Annotated in this window: 16 protein-coding genes; 9 read left to right on the top strand and 7 right to left on the bottom strand. The window is 63.9% G+C overall.

Annotated features, from left to right (window positions below; genetic code table 11):
- Nucleotides 1-77: 77 nt before the first annotated feature.
- Genes G572_RS0118400 through G572_RS0118390 form a run of 3 tightly spaced genes read right to left on the bottom strand, consistent with a single transcriptional unit; the run spans nucleotide 78 to nucleotide 2845 of the window.
- Nucleotides 78-608, bottom strand: coding sequence for an Lrp/AsnC family transcriptional regulator (locus G572_RS0118400; RefSeq protein WP_208979152.1), 531 nt, complete (start codon nucleotides 606-608; stop codon nucleotides 78-80).
- Nucleotides 609-639: 31 nt separating this feature from the next.
- Nucleotides 640-2052 carry a helix-turn-helix domain-containing protein gene (locus G572_RS0118395; RefSeq protein WP_029059729.1) on the bottom strand — a complete coding sequence of 471 codons (1413 nt, stop codon included), beginning with the start codon at nucleotides 2050-2052 and terminating at the stop codon, nucleotides 640-642.
- A gap of 46 nt (nucleotides 2053-2098) precedes the next feature.
- Nucleotides 2099-2845: a sulfotransferase family protein gene (locus tag G572_RS0118390; protein ID WP_156884726.1), complete on the bottom strand. Its 747-nt coding sequence runs from the start codon at nucleotides 2843-2845 to the stop codon at nucleotides 2099-2101.
- A gap of 448 nt (nucleotides 2846-3293) precedes the next feature.
- Between G572_RS0118390 and G572_RS0118385 the strand changes: the two genes are divergently transcribed.
- Genes G572_RS0118385 through scpA form a run of 5 tightly spaced genes read left to right on the top strand, consistent with a single transcriptional unit; the run spans nucleotide 3294 to nucleotide 10408 of the window.
- Entirely contained in the window at nucleotides 3294-3872 is a 579-nt protein-coding gene (locus tag G572_RS0118385; protein ID WP_029059727.1) for a biotin transporter BioY, read from the top strand.
- An 11-nt stretch (nucleotides 3873-3883) separates the two neighbouring features.
- On the top strand, nucleotides 3884-5416 hold the full coding sequence (locus tag G572_RS0118380; RefSeq protein WP_029059726.1) for an acyl-CoA carboxylase subunit beta: 1533 nt from the start codon (nucleotides 3884-3886) through the stop codon (nucleotides 5414-5416).
- A 26-nt stretch (nucleotides 5417-5442) separates the two neighbouring features.
- Nucleotides 5443-6240 (top strand): Abi-alpha family protein, encoded by a 798-nt coding sequence (locus G572_RS26330; protein ID WP_169391335.1) that lies wholly within the window; start codon nucleotides 5443-5445, stop codon nucleotides 6238-6240.
- A 2-nt stretch (nucleotides 6241-6242) separates the two neighbouring features.
- Nucleotides 6243-8249, top strand: a complete 2007-nt coding sequence (locus tag G572_RS0118375; protein WP_029059725.1) for an acetyl-CoA carboxylase biotin carboxylase subunit — start codon at nucleotides 6243-6245, stop codon at nucleotides 8247-8249.
- An 11-nt stretch (nucleotides 8250-8260) separates the two neighbouring features.
- On the top strand, nucleotides 8261-10408 hold the full coding sequence (gene scpA / locus G572_RS0118370) for a methylmalonyl-CoA mutase (RefSeq protein ID WP_029059724.1): 2148 nt from the start codon (nucleotides 8261-8263) through the stop codon (nucleotides 10406-10408).
- A gap of 72 nt (nucleotides 10409-10480) precedes the next feature.
- On the opposite strand, the gene G572_RS24630 is transcribed toward scpA, so the two are convergent.
- A complete protein-coding gene (locus G572_RS24630) occupies nucleotides 10481-11467 on the bottom strand; it encodes a LysR family transcriptional regulator (RefSeq protein WP_051242719.1) in 987 nt (328 codons plus the stop codon).
- A 132-nt stretch (nucleotides 11468-11599) separates the two neighbouring features.
- Between G572_RS24630 and G572_RS0118360 the strand changes: the two genes are divergently transcribed.
- From G572_RS0118360 to G572_RS25630, 4 genes are all read left to right on the top strand, one after another.
- Nucleotides 11600-12058, top strand: coding sequence for a (2Fe-2S)-binding protein (locus G572_RS0118360; RefSeq protein WP_029059723.1), 459 nt, complete (start codon nucleotides 11600-11602; stop codon nucleotides 12056-12058).
- Between the two features lie 4 nt (nucleotides 12059-12062).
- On the top strand, nucleotides 12063-14285 hold the full coding sequence (locus G572_RS0118355) for a xanthine dehydrogenase family protein molybdopterin-binding subunit (protein ID WP_029059722.1): 2223 nt from the start codon (nucleotides 12063-12065) through the stop codon (nucleotides 14283-14285).
- A gap of 134 nt (nucleotides 14286-14419) precedes the next feature.
- Entirely contained in the window at nucleotides 14420-15118 is a 699-nt protein-coding gene (locus G572_RS0118350) for a 2Fe-2S iron-sulfur cluster-binding protein (RefSeq protein WP_029059721.1), read from the top strand.
- 198 nt (nucleotides 15119-15316) lie between these two features.
- A complete protein-coding gene (locus tag G572_RS25630; protein WP_169391334.1) occupies nucleotides 15317-15952 on the top strand; it encodes a sarcosine oxidase subunit gamma in 636 nt (211 codons plus the stop codon).
- A 129-nt stretch (nucleotides 15953-16081) separates the two neighbouring features.
- Here G572_RS25630 and G572_RS0118340 read toward each other — a convergent pair whose 3' ends face one another.
- From G572_RS0118340 to G572_RS0118330, 3 genes are all read right to left on the bottom strand, one after another.
- Nucleotides 16082-17293 carry an aminopeptidase P family protein gene (locus tag G572_RS0118340; RefSeq protein WP_029059720.1) on the bottom strand — a complete coding sequence of 404 codons (1212 nt, stop codon included), beginning with the start codon at nucleotides 17291-17293 and terminating at the stop codon, nucleotides 16082-16084.
- A 209-nt stretch (nucleotides 17294-17502) separates the two neighbouring features.
- Nucleotides 17503-18357, bottom strand: a complete 855-nt coding sequence (locus G572_RS0118335; protein WP_029059719.1) for an ABC transporter permease — start codon at nucleotides 18355-18357, stop codon at nucleotides 17503-17505.
- Nucleotides 18358-18370: 13 nt separating this feature from the next.
- Nucleotides 18371-20059 (bottom strand): ABC transporter permease, encoded by a 1689-nt coding sequence (locus G572_RS0118330; protein ID WP_029059718.1) that lies wholly within the window; start codon nucleotides 20057-20059, stop codon nucleotides 18371-18373.
- Nucleotides 20060-20288: the final 229 nt, after the last annotated feature.

Below are 20288 nucleotides of genomic sequence, written 5' to 3'. Positions count from 1 at the left end.
TTCGCGGGCGAGGGGCAATTTCGTCGGATGTTCGGCGTTTTCCGGCGATTTGACGGAGATTGCGGCAAATCGTCGGCTCAGCTTCCGGCAAGCGTCGGCATCGGGCTTCGATCGAATTTCGACGCGAGCACGATGGAGGATCGCGAGCGCTGCACGCCGGGAATGCCGGCGATGTCGTCGAGTGCCTCGTCGAGGTCCTCAAGCTGCGGCGCCTCGACGACCAGACAAATGTCGAACTCACCCGAGACCGTCAGACAGGTGCGGATTTCCGGGAATGTTTCCAGTCGCTTGAGCGTCTGGCGCACCTGCTGCTGCTCGACCGCCAGCATGACCAGCGCGCGCACCGGATTGTCCTGGCCCGGCCGCGACAGCACGGCCGTATAGCCGGTGATGACACCGGTCCGCTCCAGCCGCGCGATCCGCTCGTGCACCGTGGAGCGGGCGACGCCAAGCTTGCGCGCAAGCTCCGACGTCGGCATGCGCGCGTTCATCTGAAGCAATGCAATCAGCTTTTTCTCGAGGGAATCGCGGGGTGTTGCCATCAGGAACCATGCCATTGTCCGGTGATTTGTCGACAATACCGACGATTCGCGGACGTTTACAGTCATTTTGTCCGCCTCGAGCGGGCCGTCGGCCGGCCTATGTAATGGCGTAGGGGATCAGCCGCCGGTCGTTGCTGTCGATGGTGATGGCGCGGTTGAGCGGGGGAACCGAGCGCTGCGGGCAGGTCAGCCGCTCGCAGATGCGGCAGGAAATGCCGATTGGCTCGAAGGCGGCCGTTCGCGTCAGGTCGAGGTCGTCGCAATAGACGATGTCGCGCGCATGGGCGATCTCGGTGCCGAGCGCGATGGCATAATGCAGCACCGGTCCGCTGTAGCCGCCGGACTTCTTGATCACATGGGCGGCGAGCGAAATGTAGCGCGAGCCGTCCGGCGTCTCGGCCAGTTGGCGGATGATCGTGCCCTGGGTCTCGAAGGCGCGGTGCACGTTCCACAAGGGGCAGGCGGCGCCGAAACGGGCGAACTGCAGTTTGGTGGCGGAGTGCCGCTTGGTGATGTTGCCGGCCCGGTCGACCCGGGCGAAGAAGAAGGGAATGCCCTTCATGCGCGGCCGTTGCAGCGTCGACAGGCGGTGCGCGACCTGCTCGAGGCTGGCGCCGAAGCGGTCGGCGATCAGGTCGAGGTCGTGCCGGGTTTCCTGCGCTGCGCGCAGGAAGGCGCGATAGGGCAGCACCAGCGCGCCGGCGAAGGCATTGGCAAGTCCGATGCGCGCCACATGGATGGCGTCGTCGGACTGGAATTTCGCATCCTTCAAGACGCCGTCCATGATGTCGGTCGCTTCCAGCAGGGCGATCTGATGCGCGAGCTGGAAGACGATGGTCGATTCCGGCAGGGCCTCGTTGAGCACCAATGTGCGCGCTGATCTGTCATAGGTGCGGATCTGGCCCGCATCCTCGCCCGAGCGGCGGCGCTGCACCGCAATCCCGTGCCGCGCTTCCAGGTGGGCGACGAGATCGCGGGCGAAGATGCGCCCGGCCGGTGCGATCGCTTGCGACAGCGCTTCCGCCGCGACGTCGAGCTCGTGGATGTAATTGTTCTCGAAGTGAAAGAAGTCGCGGACTTCCTCGTAAGGGGTTGGCCGTGCCAGGCTTTCGTCGCGCGCCAGCGTGTCGTCGAGCATGGCAAGCTGCTCGCTGGTCTGGCGATAGGCCTGGTGCAGCCGCACCAGGCCGTGCGCGAAGTCGGGCGCGTTCTGGCACACCATCTTGAAGTCCTGCAGGCCGGGCACGCTTCCCGCGAAGACCGGATCGGCGAAGACCTCCTGGAGTGCGGCCAGCAGGCGGTCGTTGTCGTCCACCGAGAGCGACGAGATATCGAGGCCGAATTTCTCGCTCAGCGACAGAAGGACCGGGGCGGAGACGGGGCGCTGGTTGTTTTCCAGCTGGTTGACGTAGCTGGTCGACAGGCCGAGCCTTTCGGCGAAATCCCGTTGCGTCAGCGCCGCTTTCTCGCGCAGACTGCGGATCTGGCGACCGAGAAAGAGCTTTTTCATGCGTGATAGCCTCTTTCGGCCTTGAGACGCTGCGGCTGTCGCGCGATCATGGCGCGTAAAGCGTATTGCGCGCGGCTGCGGTGTCGAAATCGAAACCAAAGGTCTCGATGTCGCGGCTATACCAGTCCGCGACGATCTGGATGAGCCGAGCGTTGTAGTATTGCCTGTAGCTTGCTTTCGATCTGGCGCTTTTGTTGCGACGATCGAGACTAGCCGAAAGCTGAAAGTAGCGGCTGGTCTCTTCGGATAGGTGTTCAAGTCTCAGGAGATCGACTGCGATATCTCCGCTTTCGTCGACGACATAATCGAGTTGCGGGTACCATCCACGAATTGCCCGGTGCCAGAAGAACTCGCGCGCACCCCAGACATGTCGCTCTTCCAGGAAAGCTTCGAAATCGCGCGGAACATACCCCTCCGGCGCGCGTCCGTCATCCATCGCGCTTACGGCGAAAGTGAAACGCGAGACCACTCGGGACCACGGATTGCGGATGACGGCAAAGGCGTTGTTGGCTTTTCGAATCGACAACCGGACATCGCGGTAGCGGGCATGTTCATAGCCCGGGTGATCGCCGTTCGCTTTCATTGTGGCAAGCAGCCTGTCGGCATAGGCTGGGCTCTTCAAACGCTTCCGTGAGGCTAGGATCACACGTTCCTTGAGCTGATCAGCATGCCGGATCGTCATGCCGCCGTTCTTTGGAATGTGAATGAGCAGCTTTTTCGGCTGGCGGATGCCGAGGACGGTAAGAAGACGCTCAGCCGAGTATTGAACGGCTCGACGGTCCAAGTTAAGCAAATCAGTTCCTCCCGTGGTATGCGCTTTGCCTGCAAGTGGGTGATCGCAGATGACGAACGCTGCTGTTTTCGCGCATTGAAACAGCACATCGGCTGCATACGAAGCGGCGGTCAGCGATCTCTGTCCTGCGCCGTTTCTGGCAAGAGCCGCTTACCATCGCCGCGCTAAAATGCATATCCTTCAGGCGCCGGCTTGTGGCTGTACTTCCCTTGGGGGGCTGACGGCGCATGTCAGGCGTCAGCGCCGCTTTCTCGCGCAGACTGCGGATCTGGCGACCGAGAAAGAGCTTTTTCATTGGACGTACCCGGGATTTGGCTTGATCGGCGAGTTTGCAAATTTGCAGTTTTGTATTTGCAAATAGATTAAGTTTGCCTTGCGGCTTTTTCAACTCTGACTTCGCCGCGCGAACCAGATAGGAGCACAGACGATTGCATCGGGAGGTTTCGCAATGACGCAACATGCCGGATCGACGTCGGCTTCGCTTTCCTTCGCTCCGCAAGGCGTTGTCGCGACGCTCGTCGCCGCATTCGCCGGATCGCTGCTCCTGACCGTTTCCGCCAAGGTCAGCATCCCCTTTTATCCCGTTCCGATGACGCTGCAGACGCTGGCGCTGCTGGTGCTGGGCTTCACGCTCGGTCCGCGCTGCGCCGCTGCGGCCGTCGTCCTGTATCTGGCGCAGGGGGCGGCGGGCCTTCCGGTCTTTTCCGGCTCTCCGGCCAAGGGCATCGGCCTTTCCTATATGGCCGGCCCGACCGGCGGGTTCCTGCTCGGCTTTGTCGCCTCCGCCTGGATCGCCGGCTGGTTCGCCCTGCGCGGCTGGACGCTGAGCCTCTGGCGCGCCGTGCCGGCCGCGCTGATCGCCCAGGCGGTTGTCTTCCTCCCCGGCGTGCTCTGGCTCGGCCTTCTTTTTGGCTTCGACAAGCCGATTTTTGCCTGGGGGCTGTATCCCTTCATTCTTGGCGGTATCGTCAAGTCGCTTCTTGCCGCCACCATCGCCGTGGCGCTGACCCGTATTCCTCGTAGCTGAAAGGCCCGTCCATGCAGGAGATTTTGCAGGAGCTGGAAACCCGCCGCGCCGCCGCCCGCCTCGGTGGCGGGCAACGCCGGATCGATGCCCAGCACGCCAAGGGCAAGTTGACCGCGCGCGAGCGCATCGACGTCTTTCTCGATGAAGGCTCCTTCGAGGAATACGACATGTTCGTCGCGCACCGCTGTGTCGATTTCGGCATGGATGGAACCCAGATGCCGGGCGACGGCGTGATCACCGGCTGGGGCACGGTCAACGGCCGTCTGGTCTATGTTTTCTCCCAGGATTTCACCGTCTTCGGCGGATCCCTGTCGGAGACCCACGCGCAGAAGATCTGCAAGGTCATGGACATGGCCATGAAGAACGGCGCGCCCATCGTCGGCCTCAACGACAGCGGCGGCGCCCGCATCCAGGAAGGCGTCGCCTCGCTCGCCGGCTATGCGGATGTGTTCCAGCGCAACATCATGGCATCGGGTGTGATCCCGCAGATCTCGATGATCATGGGTCCTTGCGCGGGCGGCGCGGTCTATTCGCCGGCGATGACCGACTTCATCTTCATGGTCCGCGACACCTCATACATGTTCGTCACCGGCCCGGATGTGGTGAAGACGGTGACCAACGAGGTGGTGACGGCGGAAGAGCTCGGCGGCGCCAAGACCCACACCAGCAAGTCCTCGGTCGCCGACTGTGCTTTCGACAATGACGTGGAAGCTCTGATCGCGCTGCGCCGGTTCATGGATTTCCTGCCCGCCAGCAACCGCGAAAAGCCGCCGGTCCGGCATTTCTTCGACGATCCCTCCCGCGTCGAAGCCTCGCTCGATACGCTGATCCCGGACAATCCGAACAAGCCCTATGACATGAAGGAGTTGATCGTGAAGGTCGCCGACGAGGGCGATTTCTTCGAGATCCAGGAGGCCTATGCCGGCAACATCGTCACCGGCTTCATTCGCATCGAGGGCCAGACGGTGGGCGTCGTCGCCAACCAGCCGATGGTTCTTGCCGGCGTGCTCGACATCAACTCCTCGCGCAAGGCCGCCCGCTTCGTGCGCTTCTGCGACTGTTTCAACATTCCGATCCTGACATTTGTCGATGTGCCGGGCTTCCTGCCGGGCACGACGCAGGAATTCGGCGGTGTCATCAAGCATGGCGCAAAGCTGCTCTTCGCCTATGGCGAGGCGACGGTGCCCAAGGTGACGGTGATCACCCGCAAGGCCTATGGCGGCGCCTATGACGTCATGGCCTCCAAGCACATCCGCGGCGACATCAACTACGCCTGGCCGACGGCGGAGATCGCGGTGATGGGCGCCAAGGGGGCGACCGAGATCCTCTATCGCTCCGAACTGGGTGACGCGGACAAGATCGCCGCGCGGGCCAAGGAATACGAGGACCGCTTCGCCAATCCGTTCGTCGCGGCGGAAAAGGGCTTCATCGACGATGTGATCATGCCGCAGTCGACGCGAAAGCGCGTCGCCCGGGCCTTCGCCACGCTGCGCAACAAGCAGCTGTCGAACCCCTGGAAGAAGCACGACAACATTCCGCTTTGAGGTCGACCATGGGGGAAGACAAGCAAGTGAAGATCGACGTGGGACTATCTGCCAAGGCTGAGGTTAAGGCGGAAATCCCCGCTTCCTCCGCAGGCCGTTTAGTCGATGCTCTTACCGATCTTATTCGACCTTTTACCGAGCGTCGCGGATTAAAGGCTGACCAAATTCGCCTGCAGAGAGAAGATGTTCTAGTCGAAGTCGCGCGTAGAGCGAGAAAAAGACTGCGTTTAGACGGTGTTGAAGCCAAGCCACTTCCGAACAAAGTCCTTATCCCACTCTTGGAGAAGGCATCTCTTGAAGATATCGACGATGAAGAAATGATTGCGCGGTGGTCAAACCTTCTTGCAAATCAAAATGAGGCGCCTGGGGAAAGTAAAGTCTGGGCTGTAGAGATTTTGAGTACAATTAGCTCATGGCAGGCTCAATTTCTCGACGAATTATCTAGGCAACAGCCTTCGCGTGAGTTCTTTCGTATTAGCGCGTTTACAAGAGATGCCGTCGCAGAAGATTTCTATAGTTCTGTGAAATTGTGTGAGGGCAAGGATGAGGCGCGAGTAAGGGAAGTATTAAAAAATCTGAATGGTTACACGCTTGTATTTCTGGGTGATGATATATCAAATACGGAGGAGTTCGAATTTAGTGGCTTGGAAGAAGGTCCAAACATCCTGCACCTAGAGTCATTGGGTCTGTTGTGGGTGAATTCAACATCTTTCCTAGCCAAGAGTGCGTTATCATCGAACGATCAGAGATGCTTTTTATTTAATGCTCATCTATCCCCACTCGGGTCTGCGTTCGTGTCAATGGTGCAGAAAGAAGAAATCTAACCATGCTCAAGAAAATCCTGATCGCGAACCGCGGCGAGATCGCCTGCCGCGTCATCAAGACCGCCAAGAAGATGGGCATCGCGACCGTCGCCGTCTATTCCGACGCCGACCGCGACGCGCTGCATGTGAAGATGGCCGACGAGGCGGTTCACATCGGCCCGCCGCCGGCGAACCAGTCCTACATCGTGATCGACAAGATCCTGGACGCGGTGCGCCAGTCCGGCGCCGATGCCGTTCATCCCGGCTACGGCTTCCTGTCGGAGCGCGCGGAATTCGCGGAAGCCCTTGCGAAGGAAGGCGTCGCCTTCATCGGTCCGCCGACCAATGCCATCGAGGCGATGGGCGACAAGATCACCTCCAAGAAGCTGGCGGCGGAAGCCGGCGTGTCCACCGTGCCGGGCTACATGGGCCTGATCGCCGACGGCGACGAGGCGGTGAAGATCTCCGGCGAGATCGGCTATCCGGTGATGATCAAGGCGTCCGCCGGCGGCGGCGGCAAGGGCATGCGCATCGCCTGGAGCGAGGGCGAGGTCCGCGAGGGCTTCCAGTCGTCGAAGAACGAGGCGGCCAGCTCCTTCGGCGATGACCGCATCTTCATCGAGAAATTCGTCACCCAGCCGCGTCACATCGAGATCCAGGTGCTTGCCGACACGCATGGCAACACGATCTATCTGGGCGAGCGCGAATGTTCCATCCAGCGCCGCAACCAGAAGGTCATCGAGGAGGCGCCGTCGCCGTTCCTCGACGAGGCGACCCGCAAGGCCATGGGCGAACAGGCCGTGGCGCTGGCCAAGGCCGTGGGCTATGCCTCCGCCGGCACGGTGGAATTCATCGTCGACGGCGAGCGCAATTTCTACTTCCTGGAGATGAACACCCGCCTTCAGGTGGAGCACCCGGTGACGGAACTGATCACGGGCATCGACCTCGTCGAACAGATGATCCGCGTCGCGGCCGGTGAAAAGTTGTCGATCACCCAGGATGACGTGACACTCAACGGCTGGGCCATCGAGAGCCGGCTTTATGCCGAGGATCCCTACCGCAACTTCCTGCCCTCCATCGGCCGGCTGACACGCTATCGTCCGCCGCAGGAGGGCACCAACGCCGAGGGCATCGTCGTGCGCAACGACACAGGTGTGTTCGAGGGCGGCGAGATCTCCATGTTCTACGATCCGATGATCGCCAAGCTCTGCACCTGGGCGCCGGACCGGCTGACCGCCATCGACGCCATGTCGGCGGCGCTCGACCGCTTCGAGGTCGAGGGCATCGGCCACAATCTGCCGTTTCTTTCCGCCGTGATGGATCACGAACGCTTCCGCTCGGGCGCGATCACCACGGCGTTCATCGCCGAGGAATATCCGGACGGCTTTGCCGGCGCGACGCTCGATGACGCGAGCATCGCGCGGCTCGTCGCCATCGCGGCCGCCTGCAATTTCGTCTCCGAGACCCGCGCCACGGAAATTTCCGGGGCGATGGACAACCATCGCCGCGTGGTCAATCCCGATTGGGTGGTAACCATCGACAAGGCGGAACATCCGGTGAAGGTTTCGCGGAGCGAGGACGCCTTTCGCGTCGAGCGCGGCGATGCCGCGCCGATGGCGGTCGCGCTCAACGGCTGGCGCCCGGGCATGCCGCTGGTGGAGGCGGTGGTCGACGGCGTTGCTTGCGCAGTCAAGCTCACCCGCACCATCCAGGGTTACCGCATGCGCATGCGTGGCGCGGATCTGACGGCGACCTGCCTCACGCCGCGCCAGGCGGAAGCCGCGCGCCTGATGCCGGAGAAGATTCCGGCCGACACCTCCAAGATGCTGCTCTGCCCGATGCCGGGTCTGATCGTGTCGATCTCCGTGGAAGCGGGACAGGCGGTCGAGGAGGGCCAGACGCTCGCCACCGTCGAGGCGATGAAGATGGAGAACGTCCTCAAGGCGGAGCGCAAGGGCGTCGTCAAGACCGTCAATGCCAAGCCCGGCGACAGCCTCGCCGTCGACGAACTCATCATGGAATTCGAATAGGAGCCAAGCCGGTGAGCGACAAGAAGAGCATCGACGACTGGAAGGCCCTCGCCGCGCGCGAGATCAAGGCGGACAGCATCGAGGATCTCGTCTGGCAGACGCCGGAGGGCATCCCCGTCAAGCCGCTCTACACCGAAGCCGACCTTGAGGGGATCGACCATCTCGGCACGCTTCCCGGCTTCGATCCCTTCCTGCGCGGCCCGCGCGCGACCATGTATGCCGGTCGCCCCTGGACCATCCGCCAGTATGCGGGCTTCTCCACGGCGGAGGAATCCAACGCCTTCTACCGAAAAGCGCTCGCCGCCGGCCAGAAGGGCCTGTCGGTTGCCTTCGACCTTGCCACCCATCGCGGCTACGACAGCGACCATCCGCGCGTCCTCGGCGACGTCGGCAAGGCGGGCGTTGCCATCGATTCCGTTGAGGACATGAAGATCCTCTTCGACGGCATTCCGCTCAAGGAAATGTCCGTCTCCATGACCATGAACGGCGCGGTCATTCCGGTGCTGGCGAGCTTCATCGTCGCCGGCGAGGAGCAGGGCGCGTCGCGTGCCGAGCTCTCCGGCACGATCCAGAACGACATCCTCAAGGAGTTCATGGTCCGCAACACCTATATCTATCCGCCGGAGCCCTCCATGCGGATCGTCGCGGACATCATCGAGTTCACGGCGAAGGAAATGCCGCGCTTCAACTCGATCTCGATTTCCGGCTACCACATGCAGGAAGCCGGCGCGACGCTGGTACAGGAACTGGCGTTCACGCTGGCCGACGGGCGCGAATACGTGCGCGCCGCCCTGAAGAAGGGCCTCGATGTCGATGCCTTCGCGGGCCGCCTGTCGTTCTTCTTCTGCATCGGCATGAACTTCTTCATGGAAGCGGCGAAGCTGCGCGCGGCACGGCTTCTGTGGTCGCGCATCATGGACGAGTTCGAGCCGAAAAAGCCGCAGTCGAAGATGCTTCGAACCCATTGCCAGACCTCCGGCGTGTCCTTGGCCGAGCAGGACCCTTACAACAATGTCGTGCGCACGGCTTTCGAGGCGATGTCGGCGGTGCTTGGCGGGACGCAGTCGCTGCACACCAACTCCTTCGACGAGGCGATTGCGCTGCCGACGGAGTTTTCCGCCCGCATCGCCCGCAACACCCAGCTCATTCTCAATCACGAGACCGGCGTCACCAATGTCGTCGATCCGCTGGCCGGCTCCTACTACGTGGAGAGCCTGACCGACGAACTCGCCACCCGCGCCTGGGAGATCATCGAGCGCATCGAGGCGGAAGGCGGCATGACCGCCGCCGTCGACAAGGGCCTGCCCAAGCGCATGATCGAGGAGGCGGCGACCCGCCGTCAGGCCGCGGTCGACAAGGGCGATGCGGTCATCGTCGGCGTCAACAAGTACCGCCGCGACGACGAGGACGCGCTCGACATCCTGCAGATCGACAATGCGGCGGTGCGCAAGTCGCAGGTCCGCCGGCTGGAGAAGATCCGCGCGACCCGCGATCCCGATGCGGTTGCCGAAACGCTCAAGGCGCTTGAGGAAACCGCCCGCACCGGCGAGGGCAACATTCTGGAGCGCGCCGTCGAGGCTGCCCGTGCGCGGGCCACCGTTGGCGAGATCTCCGACGCGATGCGCACGGTTTTCGGCGATCACGCGGCGACGCCGGAAGTCGTCACCGACATCTACGCCGGCGAGTACAAGGACGAGCCGGAATACCAGACCCTGGTCGCGCGTCTCTCCGATCTCGCCGCCGAGCTTGGCGAAAAGCCGCGCGTGATGGTGGCGAAGCTCGGTCAGGACGGCCATGACCGGGGCGCCAAGGTGATTTCCTCCGCCTTCGGCGACGTCGGCTTCGAGGTGCTCGCCGGCCCGCTGTTCCAGACACCGGAGGAGGCGGCGCAAGCCGCCATCGACGCAAAGGTGCATGTGGTCGGCGTGTCGTCGCTTGCCGCCGGTCACAAGACGCTGCTGCCGCAGCTCGTCAAGGCGCTGGAGGAGCGCGGCGCCGGCAACATCATCGTCGTTTGCGGCGGCGTCATTCCGCGCCAGGACTACGAGTTCCTGAAAGAGGCCGGCGTCGCGGCGATCTTCGGTCCCGGTTCCAACGTGCTGGATGCCGCCCGCTCCGTGGTCGACTTGATCGCCGGCCGCCGCCGCAACGTGGCGTGACATAGAATTGAAGCAAAGCTGCACCGATGGCCGGTCGCCTTCTCGCGGCCGGCCGTTGTCGTTCGGTGGGCGTTATGAGCAGAATTCGGTCGTCTTCGCCCCGGACGTCGCGTTTGTCGGCCCGCACATTGCCCGGACGGCCGCTTCGCCGGCCTGCGTGACCTCCTGCGCCACGGCCGAGATCGTTGCCCGCAGCCATTGATGCGCCGGGTCGGCGTCGTCGCGACCGTGCCAGATCAGCGAGACGGTGAACTCCGGCATCTCGATCGGCGGTTCGAAAATCTCCAGATCGAGCAGATCCGCCTTGGCGAGCGCGATACGCGCCGGCAGGCAGGAAACCAGATCGGCTTTCGCGACCGCATAGGGCGCAAAGATGAACTGCGGGAGGGTCAGGAACACGCGCCGTTTCAAGCCCTGCGCGGCAAGAGCGGCATCGATTGCGCCTCCCGGACCGTTGCGCGGTGCGACCAGTGCGTGTTCGGCTTCGACGAATTGCTCCAGCGTCGGTCCGTCGGGCCCGAAGCGCCCGCGCCGCGCGATGCCGACCAGTCGGTCCGAGTAGAGCGGGGCGGCGCGGTGGCGGGGTTCCAGGTCGCTGGCGACGCCGACGGCAAGGTCGATTTCGCCGTCGTCGAGCATCGGCGGCATTCCGGAGGGGCGCGTGTTCTTGATGTGAAGGTCGAGGTTCGGCGCCGTCTCGCGCACCCGTTCGATCATCTCGATCAGGAGCACGGCCATGGAATTGTCCGTCATGGCGATCCGGACCACCCGGTCGAGCCGCGCCGGATCGAAAGTAAGCGCTGGCGCCAGCGCTTCCTCGATCCGCGCCAGCGCCTCGCGAACGGGGAGCGCCAGCGATTGCGCCCGCGCGGTCGGCTCCATGCCACGACCCGAGCGAACGAAGAGTTCATCGTCGAGCAGCGCCCGCAGCCGCGACAGCGCATTCGACATGGCCGGTTGCGAAAGCCCGACCCTGCGCGCGGCCCGCGTGACATTGCGCTCGCTGAAGAGGGCGTCGAAGGCGACCAGCAGGTTGAGGTCGATTGCCGATATATTCATGCCGTGAATGTTCCGCGATACCCAAAATCAATTGGACGATAGGCCGATCCTGCCCCACTTACAAACTGGACGTTTTTATCGAGGTTGGCGGCCGTGCGGTATTCATGCCCGTCCCGTTTCCAGGAGGCTCATATGATCCGTTTGAATGTGAACGGCGAGGATCGCGAGGTCGATGTCGATCCCGATACGCCGCTTTTGTGGGTTTTGCGCGACGAATTGCAGATGACCGGCACGAAATACGGTTGCGGCATCGCGGCCTGCGGCGCCTGCACCGTGCAGATGGACGGGTTTCCCACACGCTCCTGCCAGACGCGGGTGTCGGATGTCGAGGGCACGAAGATCACCACAATCGAGGGCGTCGACGGCAAGGCGGCAAGCGCTGTGCAGGCCGCGTGGCGCGAGTTCGACGTGCCGCAATGCGGCTATTGCCAGTCGGGACAAATCCTCGCCGCGACGGCGTTGCTGGCCGAGACGCCGAAGCCGACCGACGACGATATCGATGCTGCGATGAGCGGAAACGTCTGTCGCTGCGCCACTTACCACCGCATCCGCGCGGCGATCCACCGCGCATCCGACACGATGGAGGGCTGAGCCGATGCTGCATCTCATGCAAAGACTGGCCACGACGGCCCCGCGCCCAAGCCGGCGCTCCTTTCTGAAGCTTTCCGCCGGCGCTGCGGGCGGTCTGCTGATCGGCGTCAAGCTGCCGGGTTCCATGGCGCAGGCTGCCGAAGGCGCCTCGGCCGAGCAGATGTTCACCCCCTTCGTGCGCATCACCCCCGACAATATCGTCACCGTGCTCAACAAGCATCTCGACATGGGGCAGGGCAACGCCACTGGTCTTGCGACGCTTGTCGCCGACGAGCTGGACGCATCGCCCGAGCAGGTCCGCGCCGAATTCGCGCCCGCCGACGCTTCGAAGTACCAGAACCTCTTCTTCGGCGTGCAGGGGACGGGCGGGTCCACGGCCATCGCGAATTCCTTCGAGCAGTATCGAAAGGCCGGTGCCACCGCGCGCGCCATGCTGGTCGCGGCGGCAGCAGATGCCTGGGACGTTTCGTCCTCCGAGATCTCGGTCAAGGCCGGCACGCTGTCGCATGCCTCCGGCAAGTCGGCGACATTCGGCGAGATGGCCGAGGCGGCGGCGAAGCAGGAGGTTCCGGGCGAGGTGACGCTCAAGGCGCCGGAAGACTGGGTCTATATCGGCAAGGGGTTCCCCCGGCTCGATGTGCCCAACAAGACGGTCGGCGCGCCGAATACCTATGGCATGGACGTGCAGCGCGAGGATCAGCTGGTCGCCGTGTTGGCCCGCCCGCGTGCCTTCGGCGGGAAGGTCGCCTCTTTCAACGCCGACGAGGCGCGCAAGGTCACCGGTGTGGTCGATATCTTCGACGTGCCGGGCCACGGTGTGGCGGTGCTGGCGACCTCGACCTGGCCGGCGATCAAGGCGCAGGGTCTCCTTGAGATCGAGTGGGATGAAAGCGGTGCGGAAACCCGCTCCTCGGGCACGCTTTTCCAAGAGTACCGGGCGCTTGCCGACAACGACGGCCCGGTGTTCCGCGACGACGGCGATGCCGCGGCGCAGCTTGAAGGGGCGGCGAGGGTGGTCGAGGAGACCTTCGAGTTTCCCTATCTCGCCCACGGCATGATGGAGCCGATGGTGCTCACCATCCATGTCGAGGGAGACCGGGCGACACTTTGGTATCCCGCGCAGTTCCAGACGATCGACCAGGCAACGGCGGCCTCCGTGCTGGGCATCCCGCAGGAAAATGTCGCGATCAACACGCTCTACGGGGGCGGCTCCTTCGGCCGGCGCACTTCGTTCGACGCCAAGCACATCGTCGAGGCGGCTTCCATTGCGAAGATCTGGGGCAAGTCCCAGCCGATCAAGCTGGTCTACACCCGCGAGGACGACACGCGCGCCGGCTACTACCGGCCGATGGGTGTTCACAAGGTGCGTGCCGGTCTCGATGCCGACGGCAATCTTGTCGCCTGGCACCATCGCATCGTCCAGCAGTCGCTGATGACGGGAACCGCGTTTGAATCCGTCGCCGTCAAGGACGGGATCGATTCCACCTCCATCGAGGGCGTCGAGGACTTCAGCTACGCGCTGGCAAACTTCCACGGCGAGCTGCACTCGCCGAAGGTCGGCGTGCCGGTGCTGTGGTGGCGGTCTGTCGGTCATACCCAGACCGCCTATGTGGTGGAAACGATGATCGACCGCGCGGCCGAAGCGGCCAAGGCCGATCCGGTCGCCTTTCGCCGTGCGCATCTCACCCGCAAGACCGGCAGCGACACGCATGACGCTGACAACACCCGCAAGCTCGGCGTTCTCGACAAGGTTGTCGCGATGTCCGGCTGGGACGAGGGGGCGCCGGAGGAACGGTTCCGGGGCGTTGCGGTCCACAAGTCGTTCAACACCTATGTGGCCGAAGTTGCCGAAGTCAGCCGGCGCGACGATGGCACCTTCAAGGTCGAGAAGGTCTGGTGTGCGGTCGATTGCGGCGTCGCCGTCAATCCCGACAACGTCAAGGCGCAGATGGAGGGCGGCATCGGCTACGGGCTGGCGGCGATCCTCTTCAACGAGATCACGCTGACCGACGGCCACGTCGATCAGGAGAATTTCGACACCTACCGGCCGCTGCGTATTGAAGACATGCCCGAGGTCGCGGTCGAGGTGATTGCCTCGGCCGCCGCTCCGACAGGTGCGGGCGAGCCGGGCACGCCGCCCATCGGTCCGGCGGTCGCCAACGCGATCCGTGCCGCGACCGGCAGCGTGCCGGCGGTGCTGCCGCTCTCCAGGGCGGGCCTTGCCTGACCGGGCTACGTTCTACCGAAAGCACAGACCGCGCCGGAGCGATCCGGCGCGGTTTTTTAGGGTCCGAACGCGGTCGCGCGGGCGGCCGAAGTGTCGTATGGGAGCGGTTGGGGCGGCACAACCGAAGGACATCCATGAGCGGCTATCGGCTGGAGCGGGGCGGGGCGCTGATTGCGCGGGAGCGGAGGCTCGGCTTCTCCCTCGACGGACGGCCGTTCGAAGGGGTTGCCGGCGACACGCTCGCCTCCGCGCTCATGGCGAACGGTCATGCGCCGGCGTCGCGCGTGGCGCTGAAAAACGGCGAGGAAGCCGCGCCGTCGCAGATCGCGCTCCTCGATGGCCTCCAGGCGGTCTCGGTGACGGATGAAGGGACTTTGCTGACAAGGGCCCTGCGCGCGTTGCGCAGGAAGCCGCCTGACTTCGAGCGGGGCAATCCGCCCGGCGTCATGCGTCTGTGCGAGGGACTTGCACTGGTGCAGGACCATGGCGTTGCGCCGGGACAAAACGTCATCGTCTCTTGCGAAGAGGACGACGGTCTGCGGGCCGCCTTGAGCCTCCACGATGCCGGTGTCTTCGTGAAGGCGGTGGTCGATACGCGTGTTCACCCGGATCGCCGTCTGGTCGCCGCTCTGGCTGAGCGCGGTATCCGCCTGGAGGCGGGGGCGGTCGTCGCTGCGACACGGGGGCGCACCCGGCTCAAGGGGGTCGACATTCGCGGTTTCGATGCGACGTCCGGGCAACTTGGCCCCAATGTCATGCGCCCCGCCTGCGATGCGCTGCTGGTCCCGCGCATGCGACGTTTCGTGCGGCCGATGCGACGGCGAGCCCCTTGACCGGAACGTCTCGACGGGCGAGTCTGGATCTGGAACGGTCATCGACCGTTTCCCGATGCCAGATGCGTGTCTGTTGCATTTGGCCGACTATCCGGCGTGTGCGCCGGCATGACCCTCGACGCCTGTCCGGTGCAGGCGGAAGAGAGGGCCGGTCACGATCGCCGATTCCTATTCATCACCCCGACGGGAGCCGCCTGCATGTCCGATGCTCCGCCCGAGCTTCACGTTAAACCTTCAAGCGCCGAACTGACGCCCGGAGAAACCGTTGGCGCCGGAGACCCGGCGTTGACACTGAGCGAACTGAAGCTCGGCGCGGTGCTGGAAATCGGCGCCTGGCCGAACCGCCTGGAGGCCGTCACGGAGATACTGGCGACGCTGTGCCAGGCGGATCCGCCGGGGCGGCCGGGTCGTTTCTCGCAAGGGGAGGCGGCGCTGCTCGGCTGGCTGGCCTTCGGACGGTTCCTGTGGCTGGCCGACGACGAGAGCGACGCGACGCGGCTTGACGAGGCGCTCGACACCAACGACGCCGCCGTCGTGGACCTCGGATCGGCCCGGCGTGGCGTCCGCCTGTCGGGCCCGGCCGCGATCGCGACGCTCAACAAGGAAGTCGCGATCGATTTCGACCCCAAGGCGTTTCCGCCGGGATCGCTGGCACAGGCCGTGATCGATCAGGTGCCAGTCATCATCCTGCGCCGCAGCGACGACAGCTTCGACCTTTTGGTCTCCACCAGCCTTGCCGACAGTTTTCTCGACTGGTTGCGCGATGCCGCGAGCGAATTCGGCTACCGAGTGGGCGATCCGGTCGACCGGGCGGTTCCGGCACCGTCGTCCTGACGCGGCCTCGCAGGCGGTGCCGTACCGCCTGCGATTTTGCCGATTTTGTCGAAGTCGAGTGCCAACTCGGTCCGGATTTTACCGATATTGATCGCGAATTTGGCGATATTGATCGGCCGGCAGGCAAAATCAGCCGATCACATTGTGCGCCGGCCCATAGGGAAAGCCGGTGATATTTTCCGCAGCCTCCTGCGTGACGATCAGGATGTCGTGTTCGCGGTAACCGCCCGCGCCAGGCGTGCCCTCCGGGATCATGATCATCGGCTCCATCGAGACCACCATGCCCGGCTCAAGCACCGTGTCGACGTCCTCGCGCAGCTCCACCGACGCTTCGCGTCCGTAGTAGTGGCAAAGCACGCCGAAGGAATGCCCGTAGCCGAACGAGCGGTAGCCGAGCAGCCCGTGCGAGCGGTAGATCTCGTTGAGCTCGGCCGCGATGTCGCGGCAGCGCGCGCCGGGACGGATCAGCTCCAGTCCGCGCCGGTGCACCTCGCAATTGACTTCCCAAAGCTTCAGATGTGCGTCCGGCACATGATCGCAAAACAGCGTGCGCTCAAGTGCGGTGTAATAACCGAAGATCATCGGAAAGCAGTTGAGCGACAGGATGTCCCCGGCCTTCACGGTCCGGTTGGTGACCGGGTTGTGCGCGCCGTCGGTGTTGATGCCGGACTGGAACCAGGTCCAGGTGTCCATCAGCTCGACCTGCGGAAAGCTATTGGCGATCTCGCGGATCATCGCATTGGTCGAGGCGATGGCGACCTCGTGTTCCGCGACGCCCGGCGCCACCGCCTCGGCCACGGCGGCCCCGCCGATGTCGCAGATGCGCGCGCCTTCGCGGATGAGCGCGTGTTCTTCCGCCGACTTGATCGTGCGCTGGATCATCGCGTCGCCGGCGATGTCGACCAGGTCGACGCCCGGCAGCGCCTCGGCGAGCAGCGCCCGCAGCTCCAGCGAAACATGGTCGAACTCGATTCCGAGCCGTTTCACGCCCTTCGTCAGTCCCTGAAGGGCGAAGAAGTAGTTGTCCCGGCGCCAGTCGGTATAGGTCACCGCATCGCCGTGCGAACGACGCCACGGCTGCCCGCCGTCGATCCCGGCGGAGATGGTCGTCGCCTCGCTCTGGTCGATCACCAAACCGTAGCGGCGGCCGAACTGGCAGTAGAGGAAGCCGGAGTAGTAGCAGATATTGTGATGGGAGGTGAAAAGCGCGGCGTCGATGTCGCGCCGGGCGAGCGTTGCCCGCAGGGCGACCTTGCGGCGGGTCATTTCGGCATCCGAAAAGGGCGACCAGGCTTTCTCGCCATTGTGCCAGCGGGTGGTGCGGATGAGGTCGTCGGACACGTCGGTTCCTTTCAGGGGGGCCGAAAGCGGCGGTTGAACGCAAGACGGGCCGGTTCCGCGAGGAACCGGCCCGCCAGGCCAAGGATCTGGAGCAGTGCGCTTCGCCGGGTCACGGAAGCCCGAAGGCTCTTTCGCGACCGCCCGGTGACTGGCGTGCCGTCACCGGTTCCCCTTCGGGAAGGCGGGGCGCCCCGCCGTGGTTGTCGCCGTCAGGACGGCGAGAGGCCGCGCAACCGCTCGGAGCGGCGGCGCAGGAACTCGAGCACCGTCAGCAGCACGATCGAGATCGCGACCATCAGCGATGCCACCGCCAGGATGGTGGGCGAAATTTGTTCGCGCAGGCCGGTGAACATCTGCCAGGGCAGCGTTTTCTGACCGGCCGAGCCCAGGAACAGCACCACCACGACCTCGTCGAAGGAGGTGATGAAGGCAAACAGCGCGCCCGAGACGACGCCGGGAATGATCAGCGGCATCTGCACCTTGAAGAAGGTGGTGACCGGGTTGGCGCCGAGGCTTGCCGCCGCCCGCACCAGGCTTCTGTCGAAGCCGACGAGCGTGGCTGTCACGGTGATGATCACGAAAGGCGTGCCGAGCGCGGCATGCGCCAGAACCACGCCGACATAAGTCCCCTGCAGGCCGATGCGCGAATAGAAGAAATACATGCCCGCGGCCGAGATGATCAGCGGCACGATCATCGGCGAGATCAGGATGGCCATGATCACCGAACGATAGGGCACATGCGCCTGCGACAGGCCGATGGCCGCAAGCGTCCCGAAGGCTGTCGCAAGAATAGTGGCGACGGGGGCGATGGCAAAGGAGTTCCGCATTGCCTGCTGCCAGTCGGGATTGGTGAAGAAGTCTTCGTAGTGCTTGAACGAGTAGCCAGCCGGATCGAAGGCGAGCATCTCGCGGGTGAAGGTGAAGAAGTCTTGCGCGTTGAAGCTGAGCGGCAGGATTACCAGGATCGGAAAGATCAGGAAAAAGAAGATCAGGCCGCAGATCGTGCGGAAGCTGTAGTGCCAGACGCGCTGGCCGGTGGATGCATAGGCGGGAAGGGCTGACATGTGTGTGTTCTCCTTAGCCCAGCTTGACGTTATCGATGCCGACGATCTTGTCGTAGACATAGAAGAGGAGCATCACCGCAAGCAGCAGGATGACGCCGAGCGCGGCCGCCAGACCCCAGTTCAGCGAGGTCGAGATGTGATATGCGATGCGGTTCGAGATGAAGATGCCGTCGGTGCCGCCGACCAGTTCCGGCGTGATGTAGTAGCCGATGGCCAGAATGAACACGAGAATGGCTCCCGCGCCGATGCCCGGCACCGTCTGCGGGAAATACACCCGCCAGAAGGCCGTCCAGTCGGTCGCGCCGAGGCTCTTGGCGGCCCGCACGTAGGACGGCGAGATCGTCTTCATCACCGAGTAGAGCGGCAGGATCATGAAGGGCAGCAGGATGTGGGTCATCGCGATGATCGTGCCGGTCTGGTTGTTGATCATCACGAGCCGGCCCGCGTCGCTGACAAGCCCGGTCCAGACAAGGAAGTCGTTGATCACGCCCTGCTGCTGAAGCAGCACCTTCCAGGCCGAGGTGCGCACGAGCAGCGATGTCCAGAAGGGCAGAAGCACGAGGATCATCAACAGGTTCGCCGAGCGCGCGGGCAGGGCGGCCAGAAGGAAAGCGATCGGGTAGCCCAGCAGCAGACAGCTGAAGGTGATGGTCACGGACAGCAGCAGCGTGCGCCAGAACAGATACAGATAGATCTGCTCGTCCTCCGGCTTCATCTGAATGCCCTGGGGCGTCAGCTCGGCATCGGCGGCGGCCAGGAAATATCCGGAGGTGTAGGACGGCGAGAATGTCTGAATGACGCCCCAGTAGTAGGGATTGCCCCAGTCTTCGTCGGCGTCGATGAAGGCCTCCCGAAGACTGATCTTTTCAAACCCGGACACGGCATTCGCCGCCTGGCTCAGCAGCGTGGCGGTCTCGCCGGAAAAGGCGGAGGCGGCGTTCGGGTTCGCGAGAAGGTCGTCGTGCAGGCCGGTGTAAACCGCGTTCCACGGTTCTTCCTCGGTCGGACTGTCCTGATCCTCGGTCTGAATGAACTCGGCGAACGCCTGATAGATGTCGGCGGTGCGCGGCAGGGCTTCGGCAACGCCTTCGCGGATCGCGAACGCGGGCTCGGGCTGTTCGAACGCTGTTCCGTTCGCGCGCGCCGCGTCTCTGTCGGCGACCCAGGCCGCCTGCTCGGCGATCCAGTCGGGCGACGCCATGAGCGAAACCCAGGTGGCGGGCGCCTCCCAGGCCGAATTCAGATCGATGAACTGGTCGGCGTAGATTTCCCCGAAGTCGTCGACACGCCGGCCTGTGCGGCGGAACATGGAGGAAATACCGCTTTCCTCGTAGTTGAGACGGGTGCCGAGCTGCGTGTGGTTCTTGCGTTCCACCGCGACTGTCATGTCGAAATGGAGGGCGTTGAAGACGTTTTCGCCGGGCGCTTCGCCGGTGGTGCCGTCCCAGCTGTCGAGCTCCACCACCGTGCGTGGGAGCGTTGTCGACACGATCTGGTTTTCCACCGACCGGAACAGCATGTCGACGATCGGGGCGACGAAGGTGATGATGACGAAAAGCAGGAGCGGTGCGATCAGCAGCAGCGCACGCATCTTCTCGCGGCGCAAGGCGCGCGCGATACTGGTTTTGAGCGGCTTGCCGTCCGCGGTCGTCAGAACCTCCGGCGTTCCGTTCGTCTCGTCGGCGTGAGTCTGGATGGTCATGCGTGCCGCCCCGTCGGAAGAAGTCTCTGGTTCAGTCCCTCGGTTTGCCGGCGTCCGGTCATTTTTTTATGACCGGCGGACCTGACGTGACGCGCGGTTCGCGCGCGGCATGTTGCGGTCGGACCTGTTGTTCGTCTTGCGCTCCGTTGCCGCTGTTGCAAGCCGGTCGGGAGCGAGAGGGGCCCGCGCCGGCGGCGCGGGCCGATGTCGGGCGTCGGCGGCGCAGGAA

Source organism: Stappia stellulata DSM 5886 (genome assembly GCF_000423705.1).
GTDB lineage: Bacteria > Pseudomonadota > Alphaproteobacteria > Rhizobiales > Stappiaceae > Stappia > Stappia stellulata.
Note: the sequence above shows the minus strand (reverse complement) of the source record. Positions and strands in the feature narration are given on the sequence as shown.